An 18,109-nucleotide genomic window follows, 5' to 3' on the forward strand; every position below is an offset into this window, starting at 1 on the left:
ACTCGACTTTTATGTGTGAGTGAATGATCAATCTCCCGACAGGCTAGGTTGCATTTCAGACGGAACTCTCTTTCTTTCCTCCTTATTCAATGCTTCTATATAGATCGAGTCCATTTCACGGAGCACTGCAGGCAATCCGTAGCGAATGATACTCTCCTTGTTTGTTTCTCCCATCGCTGTGGTTAATGCTGAATCATCTCGTAGTTGAATAAATGCCTTAGCGGTAGCGACAATATCATCAACGGGAACTAACATGCCTGTTGACTCATGTTCGATCAAATCACGAATCCCCCGAATATGTGTACCGATAACAGGTTTTCCTACTGCCATCGCCTCCATAATCGCCCGAGGTAATCCCTCCCGATAGGACACAAGTGCAGCAACATCACAAGCTCTAAGCAGTTCGGGAATATCTCTACGATATCCAAGCATATGCACGCGATCGCTGACACCTAGCCGATTAGCAAGTTCCAATAGTGTCTGCTCAAGCGGCCCCGTACCCGCAAAAGCCAGATGAATATTAGCAGCTCGAGCCCCTAACTGACCCAGCGCTTCAATCAACTGCTTCTGATTCTTGTTGGCGTTAAGCTCAGCAACGCATAGGATGACAAAGGGCGGTTCATCATGCTCACTCTTTGGAAGATCAAATAGTTGGCGCCGCCTATCTGCCTTCTCTGCCTCAACTTCAGGATGATCACGTTCGCTGCTGTAAACCTGGAGATCGAGTCCTACACCACTCACATAGATCACTTTTTTCCGTACAGAAAATTTCTGGGCACGTGTATAATCTTCACTATTTATGGTGATCAGCACATCTGTCCAGCGAGCCATTAACCGCTCCAACGGATAATAAAGCATCCAATTCACTAAAGGGGCTCCCTTGAAAAAATGAAAGCCGTGAGCTGTATACAATGTGCAAGGTATACCTGCTCTATAGGCTGCAATCCGTCCGAGAATCGAAGCAACTGGCGTATGTACATGGACGAACTGAAACCCCTCCTTCTTGAAGCTTTCCGTTAACATCCTTAGAGCCGCCAAGTTCTGCATCTGCAAAGGACTGCGCTGGATGGGCACATCATGGCAGAGGATTCTCTTCTCTTCTAACCGTAATCTCGCTTCACCAGGTTGTGCGTAAGCATGCACTTCACATCCCTTTTGCTGCAACAACTCCATGTAAGGTAGATGGAAACTCTCAAAATGCCCAAAAATGGAGGCTACAAAAGCGACTCTTACCGGCCCACAGTCTTCAGCAGGTATGCTCCCGAACCTCTTGTTATTGCGCTTGTTCTGCTTGTTGTCGTAGCTTTCGGCCGGTTGTCTTTTCGATGCCTTTGGTTCGATACCGCATCACTCCTTTCCACCCCGTATTCGTTAATCGGATGCAAGCCGCGTTCATAGCCATCATGAACCACCAGTACCGCTGGAATAAGGCTTCAATGCCCATCGAAAGTCCAATCATCGCTGCGTGAGATAGCAGTAATGCCATAATGATCGGTCTGTTCACCTTATCTGCCGCGCGATAAGAACGGAGCCCGACGATGAAGAACCAGATCATGAAGCCGCCATACACGATCAAGCCTAGTAAGCCAAATTCCGTCATAAACCAAATCGGAGTATTATGGATAATAATCCGCAATTCATAGTTATAGCTACCAAGTCCAATCCCTAATAATGGACTTTGGGCGATCCAATCTACTGCCTTCCCAATGATGTCAAGCCGTGATTGAATCTGCGAGGGTCTACTAGCCATATTCCCAAGTACATCCAGATAAGCAGTACCTTTATACAACAGCAGTGCTGCAAACGCGACACTAAACCCCATGCCGATCTTTAGAAGTCGAGAAGGATTCGTCAGGAGAAGCGTAAGTAGAACAAGGAACAGACCAATCCATGACGATCGCGAAAAGGTCATCATGATTCCCCCGGCTAAGGTAATCGTCGCTAGCGTGCTCACCCATCCCCTAAGTAGCTTCACTCCGTTCCCACTCGTCATGATATGAATGGCAAAAGCCGTTACTAGTAACCCGCCATATGCATTCGGATCAATTAACATCCCAGAGAGACGACCATCTTGCACCATATACGGAACCTTAACTCCACTAAAGAAGTCGAACAAAGCCAGACTATTGAAGATCAGCACGCTGATCAGAAAAGCACGTAGCATTTTATATAACCGATCCCAGCTATCTACAGCTTGAACAAGCATGATATACGTCAGCAGCAGGAGTATAAACCCAAAATCTTTTTGCAATAGAGCGTATTGCGTAATGAATCCATTGCGCCAAATGGATACAAATGAAGCAAGGACGAAAATAAACAACATTCCCCAATGCCATGAACTAAACTGCCTTCGGTCCAATTTGAGGTGTATACCTGCCGTAAACAAACCAAGCATCAAGAATAGATCAGAGGGTGCGATTCGAAAGGCGCCACCGAAGTCAATTTGGGCCGGAAGGCAGATGATGTAACCCATAACCGCAAACAGAAATAAATTACGCATGGTGTAGGGTTTCCCTACAACGGATACAGATGTCATACAAGCCCCTACTTTCGTATGAGAAATTGCCTCACTTATGCGGCCAATTCCCGTTGTACCTGTTTCCTTGCCTGACGAATTACCAAGTAAAGCACGATCACACTGCCAATCATCTGAACGAATAAGGCCAAACTAGCCCCCATTGCAGCACCTATCACCCCGAAAATGGGTACGAAGATCAGACAAGTAAGCCCATTAGTGATTACTGAACAAAGAAACAACGGAATCTGCGCTTTGTACTTGCCCGTAGCCGTTATGGCATACCACAGGTAAGACGATACAAACACCAACAAGGTAGAAACGAGCAACCAATGAAATAAACCTATCTCTGCAGCCACATCTGGACTGAATAAAAGGGTTAGCACCTGAGACCCAAATATCCACCCGATCAAACAAGCAACCGCACTAATTCCAACCCCCATTGCAATCATTCGACTGAGCAAAGTAACAAACTCCTTATGACGCCCAGCAGCATGCCAACGGGCAAGACGTGGCGTTATCGCTTCACCGAGCGCAGTAACAATAACGTTGCAGGCAACAATCATGTATGAGAGCGTAGCGTATATACCTAAATCATGTTCCCCTTTAAAGTAAGAGATTGCGTATAATGGAATATTGGTATTTAGCGACATTAACGCGAGCACAATGCCTAGGGGTGAACTGATGATCAGCAAGCCCCACAATTGTCTTTTGTTAAAAAGTGGCCTGAGCGATGTGTAGACTCTCGCTTTACGAGCATCGTATGCAATCGTTATTGCTAACCATCCGATGATCATGACTAACAACGCTAGAATGAGACTCTGAGTAGGGATAAATACGAGGGCGAAGGCAAGTATGGAGAATAATCCTTTAGCGGTTCTCGAGAAAGATATTTGATCTAACTTCTCTTGCTTCTGAACGATGCCCAACAAAATATCGCTGACCGACTCAACAATTCTATACAATCCGATGAAAAATATGACTATAGCTGTATTCCAATCAAAACCACCGACGATGCAACAACCCGCTGTAATCGTGAATGCAACAGCGGTTGTCACGAGTCGAAGGCCAAAAAAATCTCCGAAAATATATTTCCCAGAGGCATCAACTATCAAGACCGAGCGCAGGTGCAGATGCGACAACATGAAGATGGGAGCCGTCACAGCAAGACCTAACGAATATTGCCCAACAATTTCGGATGATCCAAACTTATTAAGCAGAATTACAATCACAAACTGAGCACCTGCATAAGTGATATTCCCGAATAAATATCGAAGAGAAGCAAAGGTCATATCCGTTAGACCATTCCAGAAGATGAAGCCCAATCGGCAAAATCTTCACCGCGAATCTTGTAACGCTTGCTACTTTTTCGATAATTCAGAACTGCTCCCAATACATGTGCACCTTGCTGCTCAAGCATCTGTTTGGCAGAGTTCGTATGCTTCAAGAGCACTTTCCCAGATTTAACTACTAACAGTACACCCTCAGTCATCTTTGCCAAGATAAGCGCATCCGAGAAGGGCATTAACACCGAAGAAGAATCGATAACAATCGTATCAAATCGCACACTAAGCTCTGCAAATAACCTCTTCATTCCTGTTGATCCTAGTAAGTCCGCCGGATTCGGTGAGATTGGACCAGAGGTCAGTACTGAAAGCCCCTCTGAATCCTCAATAGAAAAAATACAATCCTCCAATCGGGTTTGATCCACTAGGATGCTACTTAACCCGACCCAATTGGGTAAATCGAATGCCTTATGCACAGTTGGCGTGCGCAGGTCTCCATCGATCAGCAGCACGGTTCTGCCCGTTTCCGCCATAGCTATGGCCAAGTTCATCGCTACTGTCGACTTCCCTTCATTTGGAAGAGAGCTTGTGACTAATAAAGATCGGATTTCTCCACCTACTCGGGTATAGCGAATATTGGAGCGAATCGTTCGGAATTGATCTCCATTAGATGATTTCGGTTGTTCCAGGCAATACAATTTTGGCGTTTTCTTCTTCATGTCTTGTCGCTCCTTCTACTGAATTGGATTTCGACTTCGCCCGCCGTTTCCGTGGTTTCAATTTCCCCACCGTTCCTAGCAGAGGAAGCTGCAAATCCAACTGAATGTTTTTGGCGCTCCTCACAGGTTTTTCTGCCAATTCCCGTAGAATGGAAAACGCGACCCCAGCAATCAATGCAAGTCCGAAAGCAACGACCATATTAAAGACAGGCTTGGGTGAGATCGCCTCAAAAGGAACTTTGGCTCGGTCGAGAAACACTACATTTTCTACCCCCATAATGGCTTGAATGTTCTCGTTAAAAGCCTCCCCAAAACCGTTTGCGATATCCGTAGCCTGCTGAGCATTAGAATCCGTAACAATTACCGTCGTCACTAATGACTCACTACTAGTTCTTGTCTTAACTTTTTCTAATAGTTTTTCAGGGGTCATATTTAATTGCAGCCTTCTAACGACCTCCTCAGCAATTCTGCTGCTTCGGATAATTTCCCCGTAAGTGGTTACTAGTTTTTGCCCAGCCATAATGTCATTGATTGCCTTCTGCTGCCTGTCCCCTTGAATAAGAATAGAAGCTGTCGCCTCATATTTCGGCTTCAAAACATAGTAGCTAACGAAGCTAGCGAGACCGACCGCAACAATACATAACACAATGATGAACAGCAGCTTACGTTTTACTAGCTTCAAAATGCTGCCCAGTTCAAATTCCATCGCTCATTTCTCCTAACCGTTAATGTATTTTCGTCTTCTTCAACAAGAGTATTATTGTATATTCATATTCTCGTCCGCCCAATATATGTCCAATATAAGCTGAAAATTTATTAGTCTACTGTTTTAATAGATCCACGAAAGCGCTCTATTAAACTTCAACACAAATAGGCAGCCTACCAGTTAGTTGATACTGGTAAACTGCCTATTTTATTCCTTGCGTTACTCTCCTATTTATTTAAATCATGATTGTTGAGAACCTCTTAGGAGACATTTTTACGTTTCGTAATATGATAGATATTGCTGAACATGCCAGAGAGAATGCCGGCAATCGGGAATACGGCCCAATTGACATCCCAGCGCTGATAGACAAATCCTGTGAACAAGAAGATCACTGTCGCCAAAGGCCACAATATCGCCCCCACAGCTCCTATAAATCGGTCCTCTTCCTTCTTTTGTGCAGTAATTATCGGCTCCTCCAGCAGCTTCGTATATGCACCTTGGATATTACCGTAATAGATGAACAGAAACACCGCCACTGCCGCGATCGGTAAAAAGGCAACAACTCCATATGGAGTATAGTCATCGTTAACAAATGAAGTTGCGAAGATAAAAGCCGGTGATAACACGCACAGGCAAACGCCTGTAATCAGTGAAAGGCGATAGGTCGGAGCATAAAGGGCTTGGCTGAGTTGAAGTGCCGCTTTGAGCGCATAAGGTAATTGAAAGCCCTGCTCCAGACGTTTGAATCGCTCAAGCTTCATTCCGCTATAGATGAACATTCCCACCGCAACAGCAACCAGCATGAACATTCCTACAAGCCCTAACATCGAGCCTTTATCAGCCACTATAGCATTTTTATGTTCAAACAGTGTATCAAGACCAATCAAAAACGCCACTCCACATGCACATAGAAAAACGCCGATACCAGTCCACATCCCTGCACTACGTCTGGCAGCCACATAAGCGTAAGCCTCTTCTTCTGTTAGCACAGGAACATTCACAACCTGCACCGATTCGACAGGCTGGATACCGAGCTCAGCGGTCAACTCTTCAATATTACCGAATTCCGAAATAACGACACCGATCGCTTCATTTTCCGACTTGCCATCATGTTTCAACTCCTGATACTTCTCCTCCATACCATACAGCAGTTCTCGCTTCAAACGCTCCAGTTCCGGAGTTTTTGGAAGGTTAGCGAACATATTATCCAGATATACTACAATCGTCTCCATGCTCTATCACCACTCTCTGATAAATTGGTTAACAACTTCCTGAGTAACCTTCCACTCCTCACATTTCTCCTTATAATAGGCGAGACCTAGCGAAGTAATCCGATAATACGTACGCCGCTTACCGAGACTCTCATCCTGGAAAAAGGATTCAATGTAACCGTTCTTCTCTAACCTGGTAAAAGCGGAATACAAGGTTGTCTCCTTCATAATGTACTTCTCCTGCGTCAACTGCCTGATGTTTTTAGAAATTTCATACCCATAGGATTCTCCATCCAGCAGCATGAAGAGGATCAGCGTATCATTGTAACCGCGTATAACATCACTGCTGATCAATAATGGTAGACCTCCTCGATTACTTCATCTGTCGTAGTAGTTGCAGTATAACATAATTACTACGACAGATGAAGTAGTTTAGGGAAAAATAGGCAAAAAAAACCTAACTGGTTCTATGCTATAAATGAGCATGCTTTTTATGACCCTAATAGAAATCCTATACAGCCTTATACCACAGCAAAAAGCCGCTATCATAGGTAATCCATAGATAGCGGCTTTTGTAAAATTATGAACAGGGCAACTAAGATTTATTATGCATTCAAATCAGACATTGCAGGAATTTGAATTTCTTTGACACAGGAAGCGCTAGAGAGGTTAACGACACATTTCACAATGGAGACAATGTCCTGAACAGGAATTCTTGTGCCGCTATATTCTGCAATTGCTTTTTCCACGCCATCTTCATAAGGAATTTCTGCTGCCAACTCACCCGGATTCACACAAGTAACAGCAATGCCATCCTTGCGAACATGCTCTCGTAATGCATGAGTAATGCCACGCAGACCGAACTTGGAAGCTACAAAGGATACCTGGGCGTTATTGGTATGATCCAGACCTGCTGTGGAGCCAATTAGAATAATTTTCCCTGCCTCCGATTGGCGAAGATTAGGCAGTACTGCCTGTATGCAGGTAATTGTTGATGTTATATTCACATTTATTATGTTGGCAATGTCACTTGCCTCATCTTTGTCAAACGTATAGTGAGACTCAAAGCCTTCTTTTTCCCAAATGCCTACGTTATAAACTAGAACATCCAGTTTCTCCGTTTGAATGCTCTTTGATAAGACTTGTGCGGCATCTGGCTGCGATAAATCTACTGCAATCCAGATTCTTTTTATACCATCATTAAGATCGAGACTGCCTGGCCTGCTTCTGGAAACGATCCAAACTTGATCGCCAGACTCAGGTAACCCTTTCACAAATGCATCTCCCAAACCTTTACTTGCCCCCAAAATCAGATAGTTTCTCATTCTGTCTCCCTTTCCCATGTTTATCATTTTATTTTCATATCATATTACCATCGATGAACATGAAGATGTAGGGTTTTATGTGAAGCTGTCTCATTTGGGTTAAGCGACAAAACCTGCGTTTACTTCATCGAAGCAAAATGCTGAGCTATTAATGTCGCGTACGGAGCATACGTCCTACAAAATAAAGCATTTGTTTACGTGTGAAAAGCCGTGACATTTGAGCTGAAATATAGTTTGTAAATCCTGGAACAGCAAATATTTTTCTAGCTTGAAGCGACCGAAGAGCGACTTGAACCACATTTTCTGGAGTATCTCGTTTCCCTACTGAAGCTTCATCGGCTCCCACAACATTAAAAAATTCTGTTTCCGTAGACCCTGGACATAACGCAAGAAATTGTACTCCCCGTTTCCGATTTTCCTCCCATAGTGCTTGTGTAAATGATAATACAAAAGCTTTTGTCGCTCCATATACAGCCATATTAGGGAGAGGTTGAAATGCTGCTGTTGATGCAACGTTTATAATCACTCCGCTTTTTCTTCTTAACATCTCTGGCAAAAATAAATGGGTCAGATCTACTACCGCCAAAACATTTAGCATCACCTCTTCATGTTGTCTTGGACCAGACAGTTGTTCAAAAAGCCCATACGTAGCAAAACCTGCATTATTAATAAGAATATCAACGTTCAAACCACGTTCCATACATTGTTGATAGAGCCTGCTAGGAGAACCTTCTAGCGATAAATCAGCAACTAAAACCTCCGCTTGAATATGAAATTCTCTTCGTAATTTTTCCGCTAAAGCGATCAATTTATCTTCGGAACGGGCGACTAATATCAAATGACTTCCTTTGGCTGCAAGTTCTCGAGCAAACGCTTCACCTATTCCTGAAGAAGCACCCGTAATTAATGTCCATTTATTTTGAATAAGTATCATGGCTATCATCTCCCCCTTTAATGACCACTTAGAAACAGTGTTTCAATATGAATCATTGTATCCATGTGAGGTTGCGTTGTCAAATAAAGTTCTACATTTAATTATTGGCTATTTCTCTTCTACATCAGTAAAATAAGGTTTAGAATTAACGGCTATTTGAAAAAAGCTAAAGTAAAGTTCTAAGGAAGTGAAACTACATGCAAAAATCCAAAATATCTTCTATAGATACTCAATCCGTTACAACCTACCCAAAAGCAAAACTACAGCATGCAGAAATATTAAGACTAAATATTATCGAAGCCGCTGCGGCCATTATGCATGAATCCGGACCTGAAGGTGTAACCATCCGCAAGGTTGCTGAAAAAATGGAATGTCCCACAAAAATCATTTATAACTTATTTGGAAACAAGGAAGGTTTAGCGAAGGAGCTTTTTCTGCAAGGCTGTAAATTGTTGGCTGCTGCCTTTCAAGCGGTCCCAAAACAAGACAATCTAAATTTATATCTTCGCGATCTTGGACAAGCTTATTGGGATTTCTCACGGAATCATACCAGCTATTATATGGTTATGTTCGGAGGGGCCTTTAGCGAATTCAAACCGGAGGAGGATAGTTTACATGCTATCTTTACGGCACTACAACAAGTGATAGCCCTTATTACAGAAGCCATCGAACAAGGGTTTATTAACGAGAAAGACCCCCTCCTTGTTGTGAACCTGGTGTGGGCGTCATTGCATGGCGTCATTCATCTGCATTTTGGGGGACATATTCAAAATGAAGAAACTGCTAAAACATTGTATGATAGATCAGTATCCAATTTAATTCATACGTTCTTTAGAAGCGATAATTAATAAAAGAGGATTTTTGCGGAGAATACAAAAAAACGGCATTTCTGCCGTTTTTTTTCGTTTCAAATTATGTCCGACGCATATAAGCACGTACCGTAATAGGTGCAAATATTGCGACGATGACAGCTGCTCCAATCAAAGAGATACTGAAATCCCAACCTACGGTTCCAAAGTTAGTAAGTTGTCGTACGGCAGAAACGAGATGTGAGATTGGATTGACTTTAACAAACCATTGTAACCAGTTAGGCAGCGTATCGACAGGCACGAAGGCATTAGATAGAAACGTAAGTGGGAACAACACAATCATTGATATCCCCTGCACACTAGAAGCAGTCCGTGCAATCACACCGAAGAAAGCAAAAATCCAGCTAATCGACCAAGCACAAACAATAACAAGAAGCGCAGCGAATGCGACATGTTCCAGACCGCCATCAGGACGGTAACCCATAATGTAGCCCATGGTAAATGTAAGCACAGTAGCAATCGTGTATCTAATCGTGTCCGCCAACAAAGCTCCCGCTAACGGGGCTATTCGAGCTATTGGCAGTGATTTGAATCGGTCGAACACGCCTTTATCCATGTCCTCACGTAATTGGACGCCAGTAACGATGGAGGTAGTGATTACAGTCTGCACAAGTATACCGGGGATAATAACAGGCAAATAACTTACCACGTCACCAGATATAGCCCCTCCAAAGATATAGGTAAACATCAGCGTGAAAATAATTGGCTGAAGTGTAACGTCGAACAATTGCTCAGGAGTACGTCGAATTTTCAGTATCCCACGATAAGCCATCGTTAACGAGTTGCGTACAGATTGCCGAAAGCTCGTATGGTTTTTCAATGGGCGGTTAACACCCGAATTTATTGTAGTGGTTCTCATACTCTTGCTGCCTCCTTAACATTTGACTCTTGGGACGCTGTTGGCGCTTTATCCGTAGCACCATGACCTGTAATCGTTAGGAATACTTCATCAAGCGTCGGTTTCTGCACACTCATCTCAGCCAAGTGAATACCTTCCTCACGAAGTGCAATAAGTAGGTCTGTAACTAAATCAGCGTCCGCCATCGGTGCCGTTATTTTCCCAGTTTCGTACGATACCACGGACTGAATTTGGAGCACATGTTCCACACGCTGTCGGGCTAGTTCAATATTTTTTAGATGTTGAACCTTCAGGTGTAGTGATGTGGTACCCACAGACGCTTTCAAATCATCCGCTGTCCCCTCTGCAACGACTTGCCCACGATCGATAACTGCGATCCGATCAGCCAGTTGATCTGCTTCTTCAAGGTACTGTGTAGTCAGAAGAACCGTTGATCCCGTATTCACCAATCGACGAATAGTATCCCACATCTGTGAACGAGTGCGAGGATCAAGCCCTGTAGTTGGTTCATCTAGGAAAATTAAAGGTGGTTGTGCAATAAGGCTAGCTGCCAAATCCAGACGGCGACGCATACCGCCAGAGAAATTTCGAAGAGGCCGTTTAGCCGCCTCAGTCAGACCAAACTCTTCCAGTAATTCTGTTGCTTTTTTCCGCGACTCTGCGCGCCCAAGCCCTAATAGCCGAGAGAAGATGATAAGATTCTCTGTAGCACTTAATGACTCATCGACGGAGGCATATTGTCCTGTCACACCAATTAATTGCCTAACAATCTGCGACTCCTTCACCACATCATGCCCGAAGATTCGCCCAGTACCTGCATCGGGACGAAGTAAGGTTGCCAGCATCCGAATGACGGTAGTCTTTCCTGCCCCATTCGGCCCAAGTACGCCATAGATCGTACCTGCTTTCACGTTCAAATTCACGCCATCCACCGCGCGATTATCTCCAAATGTTTTGACCAGTCCCCGCGCCTCGACGGCCCACTCGTTATGGTCTGGTGTTAGAATCTTGTTCTGTACTTGCACCATAGTAATTCCCCCAACGTTTCAGATTATATGTTGATAGTAAACCCCATTTATAAACTGAATTTAAACGATGGTTTAAACGGAGTTAAACTTATCCATTTATTTTCAATGAAAACAAACAAAAAACCACGTTCAAAGAACATGGCTAATCCAACACGTTATAGTTGCTGACTGACCAAATAATAATATAGACCTTGAGTCTGCAAAAGCTCTTCATGAGTTCCGTTTTCTACAACCACGCCTTGGTCGAGCACAATGATACGATCCGCATGCTTAACTGTACTTAAACGATGCGCGATGATCAGCGTCGTTCTATTTTTAATAATAAGCTCCATATTGTTCTGAATCTTTCTTTCCGATTCCGTGTCTAGTGCGCTTGTCGCTTCATCAAACACCAATATCGGGGGATTGCCAAGTAGCGCTCGTGCAATCGCGATTCTTTGAGCTTGCCCACCGGATAATCTAATTCCACCTTCGCCGATCATCGTATCATAACGAAGCGGAAGTTCATTAATGAAATCATGTGCGCCGGCTAACATCGCAGAGGCTTCCACTTCACCAAAGGCGACATCCTGCTGTCCGAAGGCTATGTTTTCAAGAATCGTCCCCCGAAAAATCGCTGTACCTTGCTGCACAACCCCTATCTTTTGGCGCAAGGAAAGTGCATCTATCGTTCGCAGGTCATGTCCGTCCACACGTATCATTCCACTTGATGGAGAATACAAATTCATTAATAAATTCGCAATTGTTGATTTCCCCGACCCACTTCGTCCTACGATTGCAATAGTTTGTCCCGCCATCATCTCTAAGTTAATGTTCTGAAGAATATTCTTCCCATCCACCTCATAACGGAAGGTAACATTCTCAAAAGAGATATGACCTTTCACATTCACAAGTGTTCTAAGCTGCGTTTGTTCGGACTGCTCAAGGCGTGATTGAAATACATCGTCTAATCTTTCCATAGAAATCCGTGCTTCCATCAGATCATCGAGCATGTGAATAATAAAGGAGATCGACTGAGTTACCGTTGATAACAAAACCGTAAAAGCAACCAGTTCCCCAGCAGACATATCGCCTTGCAATACATAGTGGGAGCCAAAATACAAAACTGTAATCGTCCCTAGCGTACGTATCCACTCTCCACCTGTTTCAGCAGTGACCCAAAGCAATGTTCCTTTCAATCGCAGCTTCGTCGCATTATTAAATTTAACTTTCAATTGATTAAACACGGCTCTTTCTGCAGTAAGTGTCTTAATTGATGCAATGAGATTGACAGCCTCCACCATCGTTGATTCTGATTCCGCCTCCGCTTGGAACTGTTTTCTACTGTTTTTGCGCATCCGCGGAGATACGAAATAAATTAGACCGATATATAGCGGAATAATAACTGCGGCCATGAAAAATAGCTTTGGATTGTAATACAGCATTAACGAGCTATAAACTCCGATGGTAACGAGATCAAGGATTAAATTAGTAGCCCCTGAGGTGAGGATTTGCCGTATTTTTTCATTCTCGTTCACCCTTGTAAGGATATCACCCACAGTACGTTCATTAAAAAAAGATAGGGGTAACCCAAGCAGATGCTCATAAAAAGCTTCTACCATATTCGTATCGATTTTGAGCGCGGTTTTCGAGGATACCCATTGCCTAACGAACATAAAAAGACCGTTAATTAAAGAAATCGCTAGCATAGTAGACATTAATAGGATTAGCAGCTGCTCGTTACGGTGAACCAATACATTATCAATCACTGACTGAGTAATAATGGGCAAAGACAGCGAAATTAGCTGAATTACAACAGACAGCAGCAAAATATTTGCTAGTACATGTTTATGCGGCTTCAGATAAGCGGCATATCTTTGTAAGGTGGAGCCGCGGGGAATGGATTCTTTTAAAGCCATGGTTGGGGCAAGTGTCAAAAGCATACCTTTCCAATGTTGAGCAAATTGTTCATGCGTCAGCTTCTCTACACCGATTGCAGGATCTGCCACATATATATGCTCTTTCGTTACCTGATACACGACAATATAGTGATTCCCTTTCCAATGCGCAATGGCTGGAAGCTGGATATCAGATAGATTTGCCAGGTTAACTCTTAATCCCTCAGCTTCAAATCCTAGAGATTGAGCGCTATCCATCATGTCCTGAAGTGACGTTCCCGATCTGGAGAGTTGCATATTGGACTTAATATAATTAATCGGAACAGATACACTATAATATTTACAGACCATACTTAAGCAGGTGGGGCCACAGTCCATTTCACTTTGCTGCAAAATAAAAGGGAACCTTCGCCAAGGTTTTGCAGGCTTAGATTTGATTCGTCTCACAATAGCTGATTTTTCTATCGGAATTGATACGCTTGGTTCCGGAGCTGGCTCAGTGAATTCTTCAACTTTCTGGTCGAGGGGATTACGGCCACTGTAATTTGAAGCAATTCGAAGGCTCGCTTCCTTAATTTTCGGATATTCGCTTATGAGATGGTCAAAATCTTCTTTCGAAAGCCGAAAAAGCGTAGATTTTTCTGTTGTTCTAACCGTTGCTTTACGAGGTTCTCCTTTTAGCAGCGCTAATTCTCCGAAAAAATCACCCGCTTGCAGCTTATTTAGCAACACGCCCTGACTTTCTTTTACCACTTCTGCGTGCCCAGATCTTAATATGTAAAATGCGTCTCCTGGTTCACCCTCTGTTACAACTGAAGCACCGGCTGAGTATTCACAAACTGTAATTTTATCGAGCAGTGAACGAAGCACCTGATATTCAATGTTAGAAAAGATAGTAGAGCCCTTCAAAAAAATACGCATCGCATCAGATGCCATATATTGATTCATATATATGCTTAGATCAGGGCGCGTCTCCAGCATTAGAATAAAATCTTCCTTGGATAACTTTAACACCTGAAGCTCTGTGGACGCTCTAATCGTAATATCCGTCGTTTCATTGTTCAACAAAGCACTTTCTCCGAAATGCTCACCCGTCTGGAGCAAACCCAGGTTCATCTCATTGCCATCAGGCAGTTCTTTAATTCGTCTAGCCTGTCCTGAAACGATGATATAGAAAGCATTCATCTGTTCCCCGGTATGAACAATCGTCTGTCCCATTTCAAAGTTAACTACTGTAAGTTGCTGCGACAAGAGAAGCTTTTCCTGTTCATTCATTACACCAAAAAGAGATACCTGATTTAACAGCCTCTCCACCATGCACACATCCCAACTTGGGTTTGCTTATATTTGATCCCACAAAGGGATCTCAATCTTGGCCAAACTCAATTGCTCAGCGACCCATTCCTCAAATAGTAAGGATAGAATTTGTTCTCTTATTCTCTCATCCAGAACGCTGTGTTTCATCTCCTCTACTTTAATTAAATGATATCCTCGATTCGTCTTCACAGGTCCTACAATTTCACCAGGCTGGGCTCCAAACACGGAAGCCGCTACCACAGGAGATAAAGCTGCACGAGTTACTTCGCCGGTGTACCCTCCCGCAAGTCTAGTGGCTTCGTCCAAAGAATACTGACGGGCATAGGTGTAGAAATCCCCACCTTCCTCGATGCGATACATTAACTCCCGGATCGCTCCATACTCCGCCATAATAATCTGTGAGATTATGGCTGTGTCGAAGGATAGTCGCTGCTCGTAATAATACTTTTCTACTTGAGCACTGCATACTATATGCATCAATTTGGATTCAATTAGCGTCTCACGAACATACTCTCCTAAATCATCAAGCGTCATTCGGTTGCGCTGAAGCCATTCCGTAGCTGCCGCTACTTGTAAAAGACCTTTCTTCCTCCTGAAATCATCGATTCCTTCTTGCAGCTCCTTTACGCTAACCTGAACGCCTTGGGTGTGTGCATATCGTTCAATTAGTATTTGTCTCCCCTTGTTATGCAAGGCTGAAAAAGCCTGACGGTTTCTAGCATAGCGTAAGACTTCATTTAGGCTAGTAGATTTCCCGTCTACCGTAAGTGCAACGATCGTTTGTAAAGACATATTTATAACCTCATTTGAAATTAATGAACAATCACCCCCTTCTATATGATTAGGGGGTGATTGTAAATATAAGCTGAGATTCTCGAGTTATAACTACCCCATTTTGTAGCCTTTCCCGTTTACCGCAGAACTTGGGATATGTAATAATTTCCCCGTTCCTGCTCCACCTGAGACTTCCTTCATCTCTGTGTCACTAAGAGATTTGTCTTTTTCCTGCAATTCTTCCAGACGCAGCTTTGCTTCTGGTTGAGTGCCATCTTGATTAACGTTATCTGACATTAAACTCACCCCCAATAATTACCTTATAGATTAAAGGGAATAACGAGGTTTAACAAGCAACTATAGTTGTGTTGTTAAGTGTACGATGATTTCTTCTAAAGACATATCATAATAAAAAACCACCCCATATACAGCATCATGAAGTGGTTGTAATCAATGCTTAAATGCAAGAGATACAACTAACCATTAAAGATTGTTCTTCCATTTTTGATAGCACTAGATGTCGTAGTTTTCAATTGATCTCTATTCCCACCTAATCCACCAGAGACTTCCTTCATCTCTGCGTCACTAAGAGATTTGACTTCTTCCTGCAATTCTTCCAATTGCAGCTTTTCTTCTGGTTGAGTGCCATCTTGATTAACGTTTTCTGACATTAAACTCACCTCCAATAATTACCTTTTAGAATAAAGAGAATTATGAGGTTTAACAAGCAACTATAGTTGTGTTGTCTATTAAAATCCTTCACAAATCGGCGCTTCTTCTAATCTTCCGTGTTCAATAATCAAAAAAACCGGGAAGCGCGATCACACGCCTCTCGGTTTATCATTCATTGTTATGGTCTGCTTCAACATATTCTTTAAGCGCAAACAGTTTATTCGCCCAGTATTGTTCAAAAAAGGTAAGCCAATCTTGAAGCTCCAGTAAAGGCTCTGGCTGAAGCTTGTACCGAGTCTCCCGGCCGACTTTCTGACTGCTAACAAGCTGCGCATCGGACAATACTTGTAAGTGCTTGTTAACAGCAGTTCGGCTGATCGGGTAGCAGTCCGAGATAGATGCTATGGACATTTCCTTATTAGCAAGCAGCTTTAGCAGACTGCGGCGGGTAGGATCTGCTATCGCTTGAAATACATCATGCCCAGATTCAGCGACTGGCATCTTAAGCCTCGATATAAGCAGGAAGTTTTTCTTGGACGATTTTCTCCCAGCCGCCGTTCATAAAGCCACGAACGATTGGATGCGGTTGACCAAATTCAGTTACCTTTTCAGGGTCCCATCCAGAGTGAATCACGGTGAACTCCGTCTTCCCATCAATTTCTTTCAATTCAAAGGCAAGATGCCAATCCTTCCCCCAATTAAAACCGACACGGTTCGGCTCATCAATCTCTGTAACTTTACAAGGGGAATCCCCGAATTGTCCAGCATGTAGAATGAACTCATGGCCTACCACCGGCTCGAATGTACTTGGCATCCACCAGGCAGCTATTCCTTCAGCAGTGGAAACAGCTTTCCATACTTTTTCAATGGGCGCATTGAGTGTAATTGTTTGACGAATATCTTGTAGTGGTCCTTGAGTTTGCATAAATTTCCTCCAAAATTCATTTTAATGTAACACCTTCTGGTTTCACTTTTATTATAACACCATTTGGTGTTATGTCAATTTCCAGAAACCTTAAGGGAATAGCGGAGGAAAGCCTTAACTAAATCCAAGTATCATTGGCTGCTGTTAATTCGGACTCAGTACCGCCAGTGTTTCCTACGCTTTTAGGCTCCACCAACATGATATGACATTCCTTTTCGGCGGATAGCTTCATCTCGACTCCTTTTGGGAGAATAAACATCTCACCCTTGGAGATTTTAACCTGACCATCACGGAAATCAATGATCATCTCCCCTTCGAGCGTGAAAAATACCTTATCGGTATCTTGATGAACATGCCATTCAAAATCGCCAATGATCTTAATAAGTTTAAATTGATAGTCAATCATTTCACCAATGACTTTGGGAGACCAAAGGTCGTTAAATTTAGATAACTTATCTTTCAGATTAATAGCTTGATAATGGATAATAATCACTACTTATCTTCCTCAGCTTATTAGCGCTTAAGCAAAGCGGATAATATATTTTGTAAAGCGTAATCAATAGCTAATGATCCACCAGTAATAGCGGAGTTATCCATTAAATAGACATTCCCTTTCTTTACGGCATTCATAGCATTCCACACATTACTTTGTTTTAAGTTATTCATTAATTCCTCCTTTTTTTGTAATGTCACCTATAAGGAAAATATGGTCTGCTTGAACAGTTGATATTCCTTCAAATGAAGTAAATTCATTATTTTTACTTGTATATGTATCATCCGGTGTAAGCCCCAGTCCCTTCTCTTTATCAAACGCAAGTTTATAGACCGAATTCCCTTCACCTAGAACATTAAAAGTTTTTCCATCCCAAGACAATATAAGCGCTACTGTCTCTCTTTCCATCGACTTTAATGTTTCACTCCCAGCTGTAATATCTTTCATCATTTTATCAATTACTTTTTCCGCTTCGTCTTCTTTGCCAATAATCTTGGCTACTGTACGGAGTCCATATTGCCAATCTTCATAGATGTCCTTGTATTTTAATGTAATGACTGGTGTTTTTTTCTAGTGAATCATACACGCTGCTGGGACAC

Annotated in this window: 19 protein-coding genes and 1 pseudogene; 1 reads left to right on the forward strand and 19 read right to left on the reverse strand. The window is 42.9% G+C overall.

Annotated elements, in window-relative coordinates:
* Nucleotides 1-27: 27 nt before the first annotated feature.
* The 9 genes from ACN6MV_RS18090 to ACN6MV_RS18130 form a co-directional block, all read right to left on the reverse strand.
* Complete coding sequence (locus ACN6MV_RS18090; protein ID WP_419886776.1) at nt 28-1,341, reverse strand: glycosyltransferase family 4 protein; 1,314 nt, start codon at nt 1,339-1,341, stop codon at nt 28-30.
* The gene (locus ACN6MV_RS18095; protein ID WP_419884557.1) at nt 1,274-2,536 is read right to left on the reverse strand and encodes an O-antigen ligase family protein; all 1,263 of its coding nucleotides are present in this window, start codon (nt 2,534-2,536) and stop codon (nt 1,274-1,276) included. Before ACN6MV_RS18095 ends, ACN6MV_RS18090 begins: the two co-directional genes overlap by 68 nt.
* 35 nt (nt 2,537-2,571) lie before the next feature.
* Nucleotides 2,572-3,840 (reverse strand): oligosaccharide flippase family protein, encoded by a 1,269-nt coding sequence (locus ACN6MV_RS18100; RefSeq protein WP_076118908.1) that lies wholly within the window; start codon nt 3,838-3,840, stop codon nt 2,572-2,574.
* Complete coding sequence (locus ACN6MV_RS18105; protein ID WP_419884558.1) at nt 3,813-4,520, reverse strand: CpsD/CapB family tyrosine-protein kinase; 708 nt, start codon at nt 4,518-4,520, stop codon at nt 3,813-3,815. The genes ACN6MV_RS18100 and ACN6MV_RS18105 overlap by 28 nt, the downstream gene beginning before the upstream one ends.
* Entirely contained in the window at nt 4,468-5,226 is a 759-nt protein-coding gene (locus ACN6MV_RS18110) for a YveK family protein (protein WP_419884559.1), read from the reverse strand. Before ACN6MV_RS18110 ends, ACN6MV_RS18105 begins: the two co-directional genes overlap by 53 nt.
* 260 nt (nt 5,227-5,486) lie before the next feature.
* Nucleotides 5,487-6,458 carry a permease prefix domain 1-containing protein gene (locus ACN6MV_RS18115; RefSeq protein WP_419884560.1) on the reverse strand — a complete coding sequence of 324 codons (972 nt, stop codon included), beginning with the start codon at nt 6,456-6,458 and terminating at the stop codon, nt 5,487-5,489.
* A 6-nt stretch (nt 6,459-6,464) separates the two neighbouring features.
* Complete coding sequence (locus tag ACN6MV_RS18120; protein ID WP_042128594.1) at nt 6,465-6,791, reverse strand: PadR family transcriptional regulator; 327 nt, start codon at nt 6,789-6,791, stop codon at nt 6,465-6,467.
* A gap of 251 nt (nt 6,792-7,042) precedes the next feature.
* Nucleotides 7,043-7,762: an SDR family NAD(P)-dependent oxidoreductase gene (locus ACN6MV_RS18125; RefSeq protein WP_042128596.1), complete on the reverse strand. Its 720-nt coding sequence runs from the start codon at nt 7,760-7,762 to the stop codon at nt 7,043-7,045.
* A gap of 148 nt (nt 7,763-7,910) precedes the next feature.
* Complete coding sequence (locus ACN6MV_RS18130) at nt 7,911-8,696, reverse strand: SDR family oxidoreductase (RefSeq protein WP_341115915.1); 786 nt, start codon at nt 8,694-8,696, stop codon at nt 7,911-7,913.
* Between the two features lie 197 nt (nt 8,697-8,893).
* Between ACN6MV_RS18130 and ACN6MV_RS18135 the strand changes: the two genes are divergently transcribed.
* Nucleotides 8,894-9,544: a TetR/AcrR family transcriptional regulator gene (locus tag ACN6MV_RS18135; RefSeq protein WP_375103193.1), complete on the forward strand. Its 651-nt coding sequence runs from the start codon at nt 8,894-8,896 to the stop codon at nt 9,542-9,544.
* A 64-nt stretch (nt 9,545-9,608) separates the two neighbouring features.
* Here the strand turns inward: ACN6MV_RS18135 and ACN6MV_RS18140 are convergent, their stop codons facing one another.
* The 10 genes and pseudogenes from ACN6MV_RS18140 to ACN6MV_RS18185 all read right to left on the reverse strand — a co-directional run.
* Nucleotides 9,609-10,424, reverse strand: a complete 816-nt coding sequence (locus ACN6MV_RS18140; protein WP_375103194.1) for an ABC transporter permease — start codon at nt 10,422-10,424, stop codon at nt 9,609-9,611.
* On the reverse strand, nt 10,421-11,452 hold the full coding sequence (locus ACN6MV_RS18145) for an ATP-binding cassette domain-containing protein (protein ID WP_419884561.1): 1,032 nt from the start codon (nt 11,450-11,452) through the stop codon (nt 10,421-10,423). The genes ACN6MV_RS18140 and ACN6MV_RS18145 overlap by 4 nt, the downstream gene beginning before the upstream one ends.
* Before the next feature lie 155 nt (nt 11,453-11,607).
* The gene (locus tag ACN6MV_RS18150) at nt 11,608-14,646 is read right to left on the reverse strand and encodes a peptidase domain-containing ABC transporter (protein WP_419884562.1); all 3,039 of its coding nucleotides are present in this window, start codon (nt 14,644-14,646) and stop codon (nt 11,608-11,610) included.
* 24 nt (nt 14,647-14,670) lie between these two features.
* Nucleotides 14,671-15,438, reverse strand: coding sequence for a foldase protein PrsA (locus ACN6MV_RS18155; RefSeq protein ID WP_419884563.1), 768 nt, complete (start codon nt 15,436-15,438; stop codon nt 14,671-14,673).
* Nucleotides 15,439-15,531: 93 nt separating this feature from the next.
* Nucleotides 15,532-15,717 carry a hypothetical protein gene (locus ACN6MV_RS18160; RefSeq protein WP_419884564.1) on the reverse strand — a complete coding sequence of 62 codons (186 nt, stop codon included), beginning with the start codon at nt 15,715-15,717 and terminating at the stop codon, nt 15,532-15,534.
* A gap of 179 nt (nt 15,718-15,896) precedes the next feature.
* On the reverse strand, nt 15,897-16,091 hold the full coding sequence (locus tag ACN6MV_RS18165) for a hypothetical protein (RefSeq protein ID WP_042128606.1): 195 nt from the start codon (nt 16,089-16,091) through the stop codon (nt 15,897-15,899).
* Nucleotides 16,092-16,260: 169 nt separating this feature from the next.
* Complete coding sequence (locus ACN6MV_RS18170) at nt 16,261-16,593, reverse strand: ArsR/SmtB family transcription factor (protein ID WP_042128608.1); 333 nt, start codon at nt 16,591-16,593, stop codon at nt 16,261-16,263.
* A 1-nt stretch (nt 16,594) separates the two neighbouring features.
* Complete coding sequence (locus ACN6MV_RS18175) at nt 16,595-17,017, reverse strand: SRPBCC family protein (RefSeq protein ID WP_042128610.1); 423 nt, start codon at nt 17,015-17,017, stop codon at nt 16,595-16,597.
* A 118-nt stretch (nt 17,018-17,135) separates the two neighbouring features.
* Nucleotides 17,136-17,501 (reverse strand): cupin domain-containing protein, encoded by a 366-nt coding sequence (locus tag ACN6MV_RS18180; protein WP_419886778.1) that lies wholly within the window; start codon nt 17,499-17,501, stop codon nt 17,136-17,138.
* A 29-nt stretch (nt 17,502-17,530) separates the two neighbouring features.
* Nucleotides 17,531-18,096 (reverse strand): annotated as a pseudogene (locus ACN6MV_RS18185) (ABC transporter substrate-binding protein); the annotation flags it as partial.
* Between the last annotated feature and the right edge of the window lie 13 nt (nt 18,097-18,109).

This window comes from Paenibacillus sp. B-A-8 (genome assembly GCF_048572915.1).
Lineage (GTDB): Bacteria > Bacillota > Bacilli > Paenibacillales > Paenibacillaceae > Paenibacillus_AQ.